The sequence below is a fragment of the Nonomuraea sp. KM88 genome, from assembly GCF_052245635.1.
Classification (GTDB): domain Bacteria; phylum Actinomycetota; class Actinomycetes; order Streptosporangiales; family Streptosporangiaceae; genus Nonomuraea.
The window spans coordinates 314,503-328,828 of sequence record NZ_JBQQCC010000003.1; the positions used below are offsets into that span (position 1 = coordinate 314,503).

A 14,326-nucleotide genomic window follows, 5' to 3' on the forward strand; every position below is an offset into this window, starting at 1 on the left:
CGCAGGGCGGGCACGGAGCGGTGGTCACGGCGGGGGTGAGGGCTCCGCGGGCCTGCGCAGGTGCACCAGGGTAAGGTGATCGTCCATCCGCTCCCGGTGCGTCTCCCGGTAGCCGAGGCGGCGGTAGAGCCGTACGTTGCCCTCCGACAGATGGCCCGTGAACAGGTCGAACGCGGACGCCTGCGGCACGGCCTCGTGCAGGGTGCGCAGCAGGGCCGTGCCCAGCCCCTGCCCCTGGCGGTCGGGCGCGACCACCAGCCGGCCGACCACGCACGTGGCGCCCGACAACTGCCCGCGCACCGCGCCGACGATCCTCCCCGGCCTTCCCGCGTCGAGCGCCTTGAGCACGACGGCACCCTCGATGGCCTTGCGCATCTGCTCCAGCGACTCGACGAGCGGCGGGATGTACGGGTCGCCGTAGAGCTGGGCCTCGCTCACGTAGGCCGCCCGCTGCAGGGTGAGGATCTCGCCCGCGTCCGCGGCAACCGCCCGTTCGATCAGCACGCGCAGCACCCTACCCGGCGCTCGCGCCTCTCGGGTTCATACCGTCCACCAGCGCTCCCCTGCAGGCTGTGCCGCGGGCGGGCAGCGTGCCCTTGACGAAGTAGTCGTGCACGCGGGTGCGCAGGCAGGTGGCGCGGAGCTTGCGTACGCCCTGCAGCAGGTAGGCGTCATGCCCGTCGCCGTGCCACAACACCACCGCGCCGGGGATGCGCCTGGCCGCCCGTGCCGAGCCGGAGGCGGGCGCCTCGATGTCCAGCCGCCCGATGCCCACCAGCACCCGCGCCCGCGCGGACGGCGAGGACGGCCGGGACGGTCGGGGCGGCTGGGACACTGCGGAGGAGGGCCCCGTGCCCGCCAGGCCCAGGCACCGGCCGGCCTCGTGCCTCCCGCTCATCCACCCCACGCGGGGCGCGACCGCGCGCAGCCTCTCCTCCATGGCGAGAAAATCCCGGTATCGAGGCATGGCGGGCACGTCCTGGCACCTCATCATCCGCAGCGTCGTACCGTTCGTGCCGCCAGCCGTGGCGCGAACCGCACCGCCGCCCGGGGCGAGCCCGCTCAGCGGCAGCCGAGGCGCGTCGTCCGCGCCAGCCGACGCCGGGAACGGAGACGCCAGGGAGGCCAGTTGGCGGGCATCGCCGGACCTGGCCGCCGACAGAGCCCTGGCCAGTTCGGGCCAGCGTGCCGGGGTGAGGCCGGCGTACACGGCGGCGACCAGCCGCCGGGCGTTCACCTCGCTTCGCGGCCCGTCGGGCAGCGGCACGCGTCCGGCCAGGTCGTCGAAGACCGACACGGCGTCGTCCTCGCCCAGCGGGCAGCCGAGCCGGCCACGGCACCAGTCGCGGAAGGCGTACAGCTGGCGCTCCACCGCGCGGGCCCTCGTGGTCATCCGCCGCTCCAGCCCGGATCCGGTGAGGTCGGGTACGCCTTCCAGGTACATCCGCCCCACGCGGCCCGGGAACGACTCCGCGTACGCCTGCCCGTAGACGGCGCCGTAGGAGTTGCCGAAGTAGCGCAGCCGTGCCTCTCCGAGGGCGGCCCGCAGGGCGTCGAGGTCGCGGGCGACCTGCCAGGACGTGAGCCGGGTGGCTCCCGCGGCGGCGCGGCAGCTCCTGCCGTGGGCGGCGTTGGCGCGGGCGTGGGCGCGCCAGCCGGCCGGGCCCCGGGACAGCTGGAGGCGCAGCACGTCGGGGGGCGGCACCGCGCATCGTACGGCCGCCGCGCTGTCGTGGTCGCCGGACCCGCGCGCCTCCATGATCACGACGTCGAACCACCGCGCCAGCTCGCTCACGGTGTCGGGCCGCGCCCGCACGTCCTGGATGGAGGACCCCGCACCGGTGTTCACGACCAGGTGGCCGCGACTGCGCCGCGGGTCCCGCGCGGGCATCCGGGCCACGTCGATCTCGGTACGGGCTCCGCCCGGCCTGGCCCAGTCGGCGGGCACGGACAGCTTGGCGCACCGCAACCCGTCCCCGCAGTCCCACCAGGCAAGCCCCCGCCGCGCCCCGCCCGCCCGCCGCAGCGCCGCGCGGCCACCGCCCACCTTCCGCGCCGCCGCGCCGCCACCGCCCACCTTCCGCGCCGCCGCGCCGCCACCGCCCGTCTCCAGCACCATGCGAGCGTCGCCGGCCTGCACCGCAGGAGTGCCGCCGGCCTCCGGAGCGCCGGTCACCACCGGCACGGCACCCGTCCCATGGATTTCCGGCGGGACCGGCGCGGGGCCCGCGCCGGCCGCTCCCGGTGCGGCGAGTACGCCACCCGCGCCGGCGACCGTCAGAGCGGTCGTCATCCGCAACATCCGCTGACCCATGCCCACCGCGTCGCTCCTGCAGAGTAGTGCCGACAGCGCAGGTCAGCAGTCTGTCAGCGCCCTGCGGGCCGGTGGACGGCTTCGCCGAAGGCCGTAGGGGAAATCTCCGGCAGCCTCAGCGGATCGTCCGGAAAGCGGCGCGTATGCCCGCCACCAGGGAGTCCGGCGCCGCCATGGCGACCATGTGGCTGGGGCTGTGCGCCTCTCCCCAGTAGACGATGTCGTTGCCGCGTTCGGCGATCCGCCGCATCACCGCCGGCCCGCCGTGTGTCACCCCGGTCGGCACGGCCCGCTGGTCGACGGGCAGCCCCGCGGCGCCTTCGTAGTAGGGCCACGACGACGACCCACCGGTGCCGGTCAGCCAGTAGAGGCTCGCGTTGGCCAGCACCAGGTCGCGCTCGACGGGTTCGGACCCCGCCCCCCACCCGTCGAACTCCTTGAACCTCTCCACGAGGTAGGCGAGCTGCGCCACCGGCGAGTCGGTGAAGCCGTACGCGAGCGTCTGCGGCCTGCTCGCGAGGTAGGAGCCGTACCCGCTGCCCTCGGTCATCCAGGCGGCCATCTCCGCCAGCTCGGCCCGCTCGGCCTCGCTGAACCCCTCCAGCTGCGCCGGGTCACCCGTGTGGAGGCCGAGCCCGGCCGTGATGACGGAGCCGATCACGTGCTCGCTGTCGAGCGCGGCCAGTTGCGGGGTCACCAGCGCTCCGGCGTCGTTGCCGTGGGCGCCGTACCGCTCGTAGCCGAGCCGGCGCATCAGCTCGGCCCACGCGCGCGCCACCCGCTCGATGGTCCACGGCCGCTCGTCGGCGGGCTCGGGGAACGGCGAGAAGGCGAACCCGGGCAGCGATGGCGCCACGACGTGGAAGGCGATGTCCGGGTCGAGCCCGTGCCGGCGCGGGTCGGTGAGGGGCCCGATGACGCTCAGGAACTCGGCGACGGAGTTCGGCCAGCTGTGCGTCATGATCAGCGGTATGGCGCCGGGCTCCGGAGAGCGGGCGTGCACGAAGTGGATCGTCTGCCCGTCGATGCCGGTGGTGAACTGCGGGAAGGCGTTGAGCCTGGCCTCCCACGCCCGCCAGTCGAAGCCGTCGGCCCAGTGTTCGGCGAGCTCGCGCAGGTATGGTGCGGGCACGCCCCGGCTCCACCCGCCGGGCAGCGCCCTCGCCCATCTGGTACGCCTCAGCCGGTCGCGCAGGTCGTCGAGGTCGTTCTGCGGAATGTCCAGGTGAAAGCGCTTGATGACGTTCATGCCCGGCACCCTAGGAACCCTTGCGGCAAGAAGGCTTCCGCATCGACCCGCTCGGCCGGACCGTCCGGAGGATGGCGTACGCGTGGGGTGCCGCCCGAGCGTCACCGGCGCGGCCCGGGCGCGAGCCGGAGGGCCGCGTACCGTAAATGCTCAGGGGCACCCGCGACGACACCCGCATACGAAGAACCCCGCACGGGTCGTCCGTGCGGGGTTCTCGTTCAGGCCAGGGATCGAGCCGCAGCCTTCAGTGAAGCGTCAGCTCTGGCCGCCGGCGAGCTTCTCGCGCAGGGCCGCGAGCGCCTCGTCAGAGGCGAGCGCGCCGCTGGCGGGAGCCGACGACGAGCCGCCGCCGCCCGACTGGGCCGGCGAGTCGCCGCTGTAGGACGAGGGAGCGGCCTCGCCGGCCTCCGCCTCGGCCTTGCGGGCCTCCTCGATCTGCTTCCTGTGGGCCTCGAAGCGCTGCTGGGCCTCGGCGTACTGCCGCTCCCACTCCTCACGCTGCTTGTCGAAGCCCTCGAGCCACTCGCCGGTCTCCGGGTCGAAGCCCTCGGGGTAGATGTAGTTGCCCTGGTCGTCGTAGGTGGCCGCCATGCCGTAGAGGGTCGGGTCGAACTCGACCTCGGTGCCGACACCCTCGTTGGCCTGCTTCAGCGACAGGCTGATGCGACGGCGGTCGAGGTCGATGTCGATGATCTTGACGAAGATCTCGTCGCCGACCTGGACGACCTGCTCCGGGATCTCCACGTGGCGCTCGGCCAACTCGGAGATGTGGACCAGGCCCTCGATGCCCTCCTCGACCCGGACGAACGCGCCGAACGGCACCAGCTTGGTGACGCGGCCCGGCACGACCTGGCCGATCTGGTGAGTGCGGGCGAACTGCTGCCACGGGTCTTCCTGGGTGGCCTTGAGCGACAGGGAGACGCGCTCGCGCTCCATGTCGACGTCGAGGACCTCGACCGTGACCTCCTGGCCCACCTCGACGACCTCGGACGGGTGGTCGATGTGCTTCCAGGACAGCTCGGACACGTGGACCAGACCGTCGACGCCGCCGAGATCGACGAAGGCGCCGAAGTTGACGATCGAAGAGACGACGCCCTTGCGGACCTGGCCCTTCTGGAGGGTGTTGAGGAACGTCTGGCGAACCTCGGACTGCGTCTGCTCGAGCCAGGCACGGCGCGACAGGACCACGTTGTTGCGGTTCTTGTCGAGCTCGATGATCTTGGCTTCGAGCTCGCGGCCGACGTACGGCTGCAGGTCGCGGACACGCCGCATCTCGACCAGGGACGCCGGGAGGAAGCCACGGAGGCCGATGTCGAGGATGAGACCACCCTTGACGACCTCGATGACGGTGCCGGTGACGATGCCGTCCTCGTCCTTGATCTTCTCGATCGTGCCCCAGGCGCGCTCGTACTGGGCGCGCTTCTTGGACAGGATCAGGCGACCCTCCTTGTCCTCCTTCTGGAGAACCAGGGCCTCGACGTGTTCGCCGACCTCCACGACGTCAGCAGGGTCGACATCGTGCTTGATCGAAAGCTCGCGCGAGGGGATGACACCCTCGGTCTTGTAGCCGATATCGAGAAGGACCTCGTCTCGATCGACCTTGACGACGGTGCCCTCGACAATGTCGCCGTCGTTGAAGTACTTGATGGTCTCGTCGATCGCTGCGAGGAAGGCTTCCTCGGACCCGATGTCGTTGACCGCTACCTGCGGGGTGCTCGAGGTGGCCTCAGTGCTGGACGTCATGTGTGGAATTGCTCCGAACGCGGACAGGATGTCGATGTGGCGGATGCGCGGCAGGCCCTCTTCCGCATCAAGCCGAGGAATGACGACATCGACGTGACCGAGCGCGAGCCCGCTCCGTCTGAGGCGCGCGCGAGCCCACAGCGCAGCGATCAGCATATGAGACCTTGGCCACGAGGTCAATCCAGGGAGGCGTCAGTACGCGATGACCTGGAGCCCTCGCTTGGCCCTGATATTACCGCGTAGTTTCTTCGGTATGGAGATCCGGTCGGGATCGCCGTCGGAGACGTAACGCTCACCAGGGTGCTTACGCAGCCAGTCGAGCCAGTGTTGCGAACACCACTTGCGGCACTCGCCCTTCTTGGCGTTGCTCTGGATGCGCTGGATCGCCCCCCGGTCGAATTTTTTCGCGTAGGGCGAAAGTGACGGCTCGGCCCCGGCGAGGAACACGCCTGCGAAATCATAACGCGTGCCGTCCCACTTCCCGACCCGAGCGGGCTTCTTCCCGCGGGGCAACGAGCCGTACGGCAGCGCCATGGTCCTGGAGGACGGCACGCCGAGCTTCTTGAACAGGCGTTCGAGCCGGACGATCTGCTCGTGCACCTTCTTCCGCTTGATCGTCCGCAGGTCGGGGTGGCTCCAGGTGTGGTTGGCGACCTCGTAGCCGCGGTCGACCAGCCACCGCACGGCCGCCGTCTGCGAGGGCCTGTCGCGCAGCCCGAAGGGTTCCTTGTTGATCCAGAACGTGGCGACGGGCCGGAAGGACGGGTGTTTCCTGGCCACCTCCTGGATCACGGCCACGGCCGTGCCCGCCGCCGGGTTGCCCGCGGCGTCGAGGGCGAAGTGGCTGGGGTGACCGTCGTCGAACGTGAGCACCACCGGGAACCTCCCCGCGGGGACCGGGATCTCGCCGGTGACGAACTCTCTGGCGGTGATCGGCACGTAGCCCTCCTTCGCCAGCCGCTCCAGCTCCTTCCTGAGCTGGGCGGGGGTCCTGTCGATGGAGGCCCGCCGTTCGGCGACGATCCGGTGGTACATCAGGACCGGCACCAGGCCGGCCTCGTTGGCGCGCACCTGACGGGCGAACTCCGGCGTGGACACGACGCCGGGCGGCTGGCCCACCGGCGACGGGCTGGGCGGCGAGCTGGGCGGCGGAGAGCTGTCGCCGACCTCGGCCGCGTCGTCCGGCCGCGCGTGCGGCCGCGGCTCGTCCGGTAACAGGCTGAGCCCGACGATGGCCACCGTTATCACCACCACGTTCGCTATGCCGATGATCCGCGTGAGGGACGCTGGTAACCGCACAGAACTCCCGGGCCGCTCAGGTGAGAAACACGATCAGGCTAGTGCAGATCCCCCACGACGGGCGGCCCTCGCCGTCAGTGGCAGGGCCAGTGGCAGCGTCGGTGACAGGGCCAGGGTCAGGGTCAGTGGCCGGCGTCCTCCCAGGTGCGCCCGACGCCCACGGAGACCTCCAGCGGCACGCGCAGGTGGTAGGCGGCGTTCATCTGGTCGCACACGAGCTGCGTGAGCGGCTCCAGCTCGCCGGGCGCCACCTCGAACACCAGCTCGTCGTGGACCTGCAGCAACATCCGGGAGGCCAGCCCCTCCTCGCCGAGCGCCTGGCGCACGTGCAGCATGGCGACCTTGATGATGTCGGCCGCCGAACCCTGGATGGGGGCGTTGAGCGCCATGCGCTCGGCCATCTCGCGGCGCTGGCGGTTGTCGCTGGTGAGGTCGGGGAGGTAGCGGCGGCGGCCCATGATGGTCTCGGTGTAGCCGTCGGCGCGGGCCTGCTGGACGATGGCGTGCAGGAAGTCACGCACGCCGCCGAACTCGGTGAAGTATTCCTCCTTCAGCGCCCGCGCCTCGGCCACCGGGATGTTGAGCTGCTGGGCCAGCCCGAAGTCGGACAGGCCGTAGGCCAGGCCGTAGTTCATCGCCTTGATGCGGGCGCGCAGCTCGCCGTCGATCTGCTCGGGCGGCAGGTCGAACACGCGGGCGGCGGTGGCCTGGTGGAAGTCGTGGCCCGACTCGAACGCCTCGATCAGCGACTCGTCGCCCGACAGGTGGGCCATGATGCGCAGCTCGATCTGGCTGTAGTCGGCCGTCAGCAGCGTCTCGTAACCCTCGCCGACCACGAAGCCCTGCCGGATGCGGCGGCCCTCGGCGGTGCGGATCGGGATGTTCTGCAGATTGGGCTTCTCCGACGACAGCCGGCCCGTGGCGGCCATGGTCTGGTTGAACGTGGTGTGGATGCGCCCGTCGTCGGCGATCTCCTTGATCAGGCCCTCGACGGTGATGCGGAGCTTGGCCTGGTCGCGGTGGCGCAGCATGATCGTGGGAAGCTCGTGCTCGGTCTGGGTGGCCAGCCAGGCGAGCTGGTCGGCGTCGGTGCTCCAGCCGGTCTTGATCTTCTTCGTCTTGGGCAGGTTGAGCCGGACGAAGAGGATCTCCTGCAGCTGTTTGGGCGAGCCGAGGTTGAACTGCTCGCCGACCGAGCGGTGCGCCTCCTCCACGGCGTGCTTGACGGCGGCGCCGAACTCGGCCTCGAGGCCCGCGAAGTATTCGCTGTCGACGGCGATGCCGGCGCGCTCCATCTCGGCCAGCACCGACAGCAGCGGCAGCTCCACGTCGGTCATGAGCTGGGTGCCGCCCCTCCCGGCCAGGAAGCTCTCCAGGGAGTCGGCCAGCTCGCGCACGGCGTGGGCGCGCAGCGCGAGATCCTTGGCCGGCGCGTCCTCGTCGTCGCCGAACAGCGCGGCCTGCCCGTCGGGCTCCTCCTCGGCGCGCAGGTCGCGGTTGAGGTAGCGCCTGGCCAGGTCTTCCAGGGCGAACGTGCGCTGCCCCGGCATGGCGAGGTAGGCGGCCAGCGCGGTGTCGCAGCTCAGGCCGCGCAGCTCCATGCCCTGCGCCCAGAGGGCCAGGATGGGACCCTTGGCGTCGTGGACGGCCTTGGGGCGGGCGTCGTCGCCGAGCCAGGTGCGCAGGGCCGTCTCGTCGGCCTCGGTGAGCTTGACGAGGTCGATGTGGGCGGCCGTGCCGTCGGGCGAGGCGATGGCGACGGCGTCGACGCGCCCGCCGCCGCTGCCGTAGGAGCCCTTGAACGCCAGGCCCGCGCGGCCGGCGGGCAGCGCCGACAGCCAGCCCGCGACGCGGTCGGGGCCGAGCAGCACGGTCTCCACCTCGAAGCCCTGCTCGGGCTCCTGCTCGCCGGTGCCGAGCACCTTGAACACCCGCTCGCGCAGCTCGCCGCGGATCTGCAGGGTGTCGAACAGTTTGTTGATCTCCTCGCGCTCCCACGTGCCCTGGCTGAGCGCGCCGGGCTCGACCTCCAGCGGGACGTCGCGCAGCAGCTCGGTGAGCCGGCGGTTCATCAGCACCTGGGCGACGTGCTCGCGCAGCTTGTCGCCGACCTTGCCCTTGACCTCGTCGACCCGGTCGACCAGCGCGGTCAGCGAGCCGAACTCGCGCACCCACTTGGCCGCGGTCTTCTCCCCCACGCTCGGGATGCTCAGCAGGTTGTCGCTGGGGTCGCCGCGCAGTGCCGCGAAGTCGGGGTATTGAGCGGGCGTCAGGCCGTATTTCTCCTGGACCGCCTCGGGCGTGAACCTGGTCATGTCGCTGATGCCGCGCCGGGTCATCAGAACGGTGACGTTCGCGTCGACCAGCTGGAGCGCGTCGCGGTCGCCGGTGACGATCAGGACGTTCATCCCCTCCGCCGAGGCGCGGGTGGCCAGCGTGGCGATGAGGTCGTCGGCCTCGAAGCCCGCCTTGGACAGCCGCGGGATGCGCAGCGTGTCGAGCAGCTCGAAGATCAGCTGCATCTGCCCGCGGAAGTCTTCCGGCGTCTCGCTCCTGTTGGCCTTGTAGTCGGAGTATTCCTCATGGCGGAACGTCGGCTCCGACCTGTCGAAGGCCACCGCCACGTGGGTCGGCTGCTCGTCGCGCAGGATGTTGGTCAACATCGAGGTGAACCCGTAGACCGCCTCGGTGTGCTGACCGTCGGTGGTCATCAGGTTGGCGTCCTTGAGCGCGTAGAACGCGCGATAGGCCAGGGAATGCCCGTCAAGCAGCAACAGGCACGGGCGGCTGGGGGTCACTTCACTCTTCGGCACACCCGCAGCCTAGTCTGCGTCTGCGACAGAAAACCTGAGCTCGGAAGAGTGGAGGCGTCCCTTTGACACAGACCAACCCCATGGATGCAGCGATGGTCGGCGACATGCACGCGGGCACGCTTCCAGAGCGGATGGGCGTCGAGTTCCTCGAGGCCACGCCGGAGCGGGTGACGGGCCGGATGCCGGTCGAGGGCAACACGCAGCCGTACGGGCTGCTGCACGGCGGGGCGTCTGTGGTGCTGGCCGAGACCCTGGGCTCGGTGGCGGCGGCGATCCACGCGGGGCCCGACCGCATCGCCGTGGGCATCGAGATCAGCGCCACCCACCACCGCCCCGCGACCTCCGGCCATGTGACCGGCGTCGCGACCAGGTTGCACGCGGGCCGGACCCTGGCGACGTACGACATCGTGATCAGTGACGAGCAGGGGCGTCGCGTGTGCACCTCGCGCCTCACCTGCATGCTGCGCGACCGCTGACACACCGGCCACTTGCGCGCAGCCTTTGCGCGCGCCCCCCGCGGGTCGCTACGGTTGACCGAACAGAGCCCCGCGGGGAGGCTCAGTAGAAAACGTGTACGGCCGGGGAAGCCTTACACGGCCCCAAAGGCCGCCCCGCGGGCTCGTCAACATCCACAGACGATCGTTATTCCATCGTTTTCCCCACGTGCCAGGCGTCTCCCCCGATTTAGCCCCTGACCTGCCTCGTTGGTTCCTCACATCAGTGACACACACATGTCACTAATTGGTGACGAACGATACTGAAACGGGCGCACCCAGAATAAGCTCCCGCCATTGCATTCCAGTTGTGCCTGCGATGCGCGCGTGTCGAGATGGAGGGGCACAACCCCGCCTTGACCTATTTTCGAGGGAGCACCATTGCGCAGAGCCGTGATCGCGTTCACGGCCTTCCTGGGTGGACTCATCTTCCTGCTCGCCGGTCCGGCCCACGCGGGGCCGGCCGACTGCCAGGGCTTGAGGGGAACACTCAACTTCCAAGGCCAGCCAGTGAACGGCGCCAGAATCTCCGTGACCACCGAGGACGGCAAACCCGTCTCGGAGGCCACCACCGACGCTCAGGGCAAGTGGGATGTCCAGGTCGAGGATCCAGGCAGATACAAGGTCACCCTGGATCCCGGCAGCCTGCCGCAGAACGCCGAGCCGCGGGGCGGCACGAACGTCCGCACGCTGAGCGTCCATGAGGGCAACTGCTCCACCGCCCTCTTCCCCCTCCAGCCGAAGGGCGGCGGCCAGGACCAGGGGCAGCAGAGCGACGACGACAGCGCGTTCTGGACCCGCGCCGCGCAGCTCACCTTCGAGGGCTTCAACCTCGGCCTGATCATCGCCCTGGCCGCGCTCGGCCTCTCGCTCATCTACGGCACGACCGGCCTGACCAACTTCGCCCACGGCGAGCTGGTCACCCTCGGCGCGATCCTCGCCTACGGGTTCAACGCGGGAATGGGCCTCGGCCTCATCCCCGCCGCCGCCATCGCCGTCATCGTCGCCGGCCTGCTCGGCTATCTGCAGGACCGCTTCTTCTGGGGGCAACTGCGCAGGCGCGGCACCGGCATCATCGCCATGATGATCATCTCGATCGGCGTCGCGCTCTTCCTGCGCTACCTGTTCCTCATCGTCTTCGGCGGCCAGACCGAGGCGTACACCGAGTACAACGCCCAGCCCGGCGTGCAGGTGGGGCCGATCTCGGCCGCGCCGAAGAACTTCGTCGCCATGGGCATCGAGCTGGTCGTGCTGATCATCGTCGGCATCGCCCTGCTGCGCACCCGCACCGGCAAGGCGGCGCGCGCGGTCGCCGACAACCCGGCGCTCGCGGCGTCGTCCGGCATCAACGTCGACCGGGTCGTCCGGATCATCTGGACCTCGGGCGGCGCCATCGCCGCGCTCGCGGGCATCATGCTCGGCCTCTCCCAGAACCTGAAATACACGATGGGCCAGGAGATGCTCCTGCTCATCTTCGCCGGCGTGACGCTCGGCGGGCTCGGCACCGCGTTCGGCGCGCTAATCGGGTCGCTGGTGGTCGGCCTGTTCATCCAGGTCTCGACACTGTGGGTGCCGCCGGAACTCAAGAGCGTCGGGGCGCTGGCCGTTCTCATCATCGTGCTCCTCGTCCGGCCGCAGGGCATCCTCGGCCGCCGCGAGCGGATCGGCTGATCGGGGGAGGATCAGAATGGACTGGATCACGATCTTCAGCACCACCATCAAGTCCGCGGTCGGCGTGGAGACAGTGCTGTACGGCATCGCCGCCATCGGTCTCAACATCCACTTCGGCTACACCGGGCTGCTCAACTTCGGCCAGGCCGCGTTCATGGGCGTGGCCGGTTACGGTCTGGCGGTCACCGTCGTCGTCCTCGGCATGCCGTTCTGGGTCGGCATCATCTTCGGCCTGATCGCGGCGGTGATCCTGGCGTTCCTGCTGGGCATACCGACGCTCCAGCTGCGCGCCGACTATCTGGCCATCGTCACCATCGCGGCGGCCGAGATCGTCCGGCTCGTCTTCCGCTCGGTGCAGTTCAAGGACGTCTTCGGCGGCTCCGACGGCCACCGCGGCTTCACCGAGGGCTTCTACGCTCTCAACCCCTACCCCGCGGGAAACTACGGCTTCAACCTCGGCCCCATCCCGCTGTTCTTCAACCACCGCACGATGTGGGTGATCACCGTCGGCTGGGTGCTGATCGCCCTGGCCTGCCTCATGGTCCACCTGCTGATGAAGAGTCCGTGGGGCCGCGTGCTCAAGGCCATCCGCGAGGACGAGGACGCCGTGCGCAGCCTGGGCAAGAGCGTCTTCTCCTACAAGATGCAGGCGCTGGTGCTGGGCGGCGTCATCGGCAGCATGGGCGGCTTCATCTACGGTCTGGGCTATGCCTCGGTGCAGCCTGACGTGTTCGGCACCGAGACGACGTTCTACATGTACACGATGGTCATCCTCGGCGGCGCGGCCCGCGTGCTCGGCCCGGTCATCGGCTCGATGCTCTTCTGGGTCCTGCTCGTGCTCATCTACGGCGTGCTCTCCGAGGCCGTCCGCGTGGGGTACATCACCTTCATGGACACCAACCAGGTCGGCGCCCTGCGCTGGATCCTGGTCGGCGCCGGTCTGATCCTGTTGCTTGTCTACCGGCCACAGGGCATCTTCGGTGACAAGAGGGAGATCGCAATCGATGCACGCTGAGACCATGAGCACCGACCGCAAGGCCGCCGCCCTGGCCGCCTTCAAGGACCTGGCGCGCGATCCGGGCGTGCCCAAGCCCGACCCCATCCTCGTGGTGGACCGCGTCGTCCGCCGCTTCGGCGGCCTGACCGCCGTCGACGTCGGCCACGTGGAGATCCAGCGCGGCTCCATCACGGCGCTGATCGGCCCCAACGGCGCCGGCAAGACCACGTTCTTCAACCAGCTCACCGGGTTCGACAAGGCCGACGCCGGCTCGTGGACGTTCAACGGGCGGTCCATGAACGGCGTTCCCGCCCACAAGGTGGCCAGAAGCGGCATGGTCCGCACCTTCCAGCTCACCAAGGCCCTGTCGCGCCTGACGGTGCTGGAGAACATGCGCCTCGGCGCCCAGAGGCAGAAGGGCGAGAACTTCTGGCAGGCGCTCGTGCCGCGCCTGTGGCGTGCCCAGGAGGACGAGATCACCGAGCGGGCCGAGGAGTTGCTGGCCCGCTTCAAGCTCGACGCCAAGCGCGACGACTTCGCCGGATCGTTGTCCGGCGGCCAGCGCAAGCTGCTGGAGATGGCCCGCGCGCTCATGGTGAACCCCGAGCTGGTCATGCTCGACGAGCCCATGGCGGGCGTCAACCCGGCGCTGACCCAGTCGCTGCTCGGCCACGTCAAGGACCTGCGCGAGCAGGGCATGACGGTGCTGTTCGTGGAGCACGACATGGACATGGTCCGCGACATCAGCGACTGGGTGATCGTCATGGCCCAGGGCGCGGTCATCGCCGAGGGCCCGCCCTCGACGATCATGTCCGACGAGCGGGTGATCGACGCCTACTTGGGCGCCCACCACGACGCGCCCCTGTCCGAGGGCGAGCTGGAGGCCCAGCTGCACGAGGCCGAGGCGGCGCTGGAGGCCGAGATCGAAGAGGAGACGCAGAAGTGAACGCCGGCGCAGAGTCTAAGGCGGCCGTCACCGACCGCAGCGCGCATCTGGAAGGCGCCGAGGACGCCGTGCTGCGGTGCGACGAGCTGATCGCCGGCTACCTGCCGGGCGTCAACATCCTCAACGGCTCCGACCTCTACGTCAAGGACGGCGAGCTGATCGGCATCATCGGCCCCAACGGCGCCGGGAAGTCGACGCTGCTCAAGGCCATGTTCGGGCTGGTCAACATCCGCAGCGGAACGGTGCTGCTCAAGGGTGAGAACATCACGAACATGAAGGCGCACACGCTGGTCGCCCGCGGGGTGGGCTACGTCCCGCAGACCAACAACGTCTTCCCCAGCCTCACCATCGAGGAGAACCTCGAGATGGGCGCCTTCCAGACACCGGGGAAGTTCAAGGAGCGCTTCGCGTTCGTCGCCGAGTTGTTCCCCGCGCTCAAGGAACGGCGCAAGCAGCGCGCCGGATCCCTGTCCGGCGGCGAGCGGCAGATGGTGGCGATGGCCAGGGCCCTGATGACCGAGCCCTCGGTGCTGCTGCTCGACGAGCCGTCCGCCGGCCTGTCGCCCAAGCTGCAGGACCTGGTCTTCATCCAGGCCCAGCAGATCAACAAGGCGGGCGTGACGGTCATCATGGTGGAGCAGAACGCGCGCCGCTGCCTGCAGATCTGCCACCGCGGCTATGTCCTCGACCAGGGCCGCAACGCCTACACCGGCACCGGGCGGCAGCTCGCCAACGACCCCAAGGTCATCGAGCTCTACCTCGGCACGCTGGCCAAGGCGTAGATCCGGCGATCGTTCGCG

Annotated in this window: 11 protein-coding genes; 5 read left to right on the plus strand and 6 right to left on the minus strand. The window is 69.8% G+C overall.

The features are described 5' to 3' along the window. Window positions 1-24: 24 nt before the first annotated feature. The 6 genes from ACTWPV_RS11130 to polA form a co-directional block, all read right to left on the minus strand. Window positions 25-501, minus strand: coding sequence for a GNAT family N-acetyltransferase (locus ACTWPV_RS11130; RefSeq protein WP_443151975.1), 477 nt, complete (start codon window positions 499-501; stop codon window positions 25-27). Between the two features lie 13 nt (window positions 502-514). After that, window positions 515-2,293, minus strand: coding sequence for an alpha/beta fold hydrolase (locus tag ACTWPV_RS11135; protein WP_443151682.1), 1,779 nt, complete (start codon window positions 2,291-2,293; stop codon window positions 515-517). A 136-nt stretch (window positions 2,294-2,429) separates the two neighbouring features. Then, complete coding sequence (locus tag ACTWPV_RS11140) at window positions 2,430-3,563, minus strand: epoxide hydrolase family protein (RefSeq protein WP_443151683.1); 1,134 nt, start codon at window positions 3,561-3,563, stop codon at window positions 2,430-2,432. Window positions 3,564-3,818: 255 nt separating this feature from the next. Then, window positions 3,819-5,306 carry a 30S ribosomal protein S1 gene (rpsA, locus tag ACTWPV_RS11145; RefSeq protein ID WP_132332469.1) on the minus strand — a complete coding sequence of 496 codons (1,488 nt, stop codon included), beginning with the start codon at window positions 5,304-5,306 and terminating at the stop codon, window positions 3,819-3,821. Between the two features lie 192 nt (window positions 5,307-5,498). Beyond that, window positions 5,499-6,560 carry a polysaccharide deacetylase family protein gene (locus ACTWPV_RS11150; RefSeq protein ID WP_443151684.1) on the minus strand — a complete coding sequence of 354 codons (1,062 nt, stop codon included), beginning with the start codon at window positions 6,558-6,560 and terminating at the stop codon, window positions 5,499-5,501. 167 nt (window positions 6,561-6,727) lie between these two features. Then, window positions 6,728-9,418, minus strand: a complete 2,691-nt coding sequence (gene polA / locus ACTWPV_RS11155; protein WP_443151685.1) for a DNA polymerase I — start codon at window positions 9,416-9,418, stop codon at window positions 6,728-6,730. A gap of 80 nt (window positions 9,419-9,498) precedes the next feature. On the opposite strand from polA, the gene ACTWPV_RS11160 reads away from it, so the two are divergent. The 5 genes from ACTWPV_RS11160 to ACTWPV_RS11180 all read left to right on the plus strand — a co-directional run bounded on the left by ACTWPV_RS11160 (window position 9,499) and on the right by ACTWPV_RS11180 (window position 14,308). Then, on the plus strand, window positions 9,499-9,894 hold the full coding sequence (locus tag ACTWPV_RS11160) for a PaaI family thioesterase (protein ID WP_443151686.1): 396 nt from the start codon (window positions 9,499-9,501) through the stop codon (window positions 9,892-9,894). A gap of 399 nt (window positions 9,895-10,293) precedes the next feature. After that, on the plus strand, window positions 10,294-11,583 hold the full coding sequence (locus ACTWPV_RS11165) for a branched-chain amino acid ABC transporter permease (RefSeq protein WP_347642830.1): 1,290 nt from the start codon (window positions 10,294-10,296) through the stop codon (window positions 11,581-11,583). A 16-nt stretch (window positions 11,584-11,599) separates the two neighbouring features. After that, entirely contained in the window at window positions 11,600-12,598 is a 999-nt protein-coding gene (locus ACTWPV_RS11170) for a branched-chain amino acid ABC transporter permease (protein WP_443151687.1), read from the plus strand. Between the two features lie 4 nt (window positions 12,599-12,602). Beyond that, a complete protein-coding gene (locus ACTWPV_RS11175) occupies window positions 12,603-13,526 on the plus strand; it encodes an ABC transporter ATP-binding protein (protein ID WP_347642828.1) in 924 nt (307 codons plus the stop codon). Beyond that, the gene (locus tag ACTWPV_RS11180; RefSeq protein ID WP_443151688.1) at window positions 13,523-14,308 is read left to right on the plus strand and encodes an ABC transporter ATP-binding protein; all 786 of its coding nucleotides are present in this window, start codon (window positions 13,523-13,525) and stop codon (window positions 14,306-14,308) included. Before ACTWPV_RS11175 ends, ACTWPV_RS11180 begins: the two co-directional genes overlap by 4 nt. Window positions 14,309-14,326: the final 18 nt, after the last annotated feature.

Excerpts from the sequence above, each read along its gene's own strand:
- ACTWPV_RS11135 (WP_443151682.1), bottom strand. The coding sequence starts at position 2,293 with ATGACGACCGCTCTGACGGTCGCCGGCGCGGGTGGCGTACTCGCCGCA.
- ACTWPV_RS11140 (WP_443151683.1), bottom strand. The coding sequence starts at position 3,563 with ATGAACGTCATCAAGCGCTTTCACCTGGACATTCCGCAGAACGACCTC.
- rpsA (WP_132332469.1), bottom strand. The coding sequence starts at position 5,306 with ATGACGTCCAGCACTGAGGCCACCTCGAGCACCCCGCAGGTAGCGGTC.
- ACTWPV_RS11160 (WP_443151686.1), top strand. The coding sequence starts at position 9,499 with ATGGATGCAGCGATGGTCGGCGACATGCACGCGGGCACGCTTCCAGAG.
- ACTWPV_RS11170 (WP_443151687.1), top strand. The coding sequence starts at position 11,600 with ATGGACTGGATCACGATCTTCAGCACCACCATCAAGTCCGCGGTCGGC.
- ACTWPV_RS11175 (WP_347642828.1), top strand. The coding sequence starts at position 12,603 with ATGAGCACCGACCGCAAGGCCGCCGCCCTGGCCGCCTTCAAGGACCTG.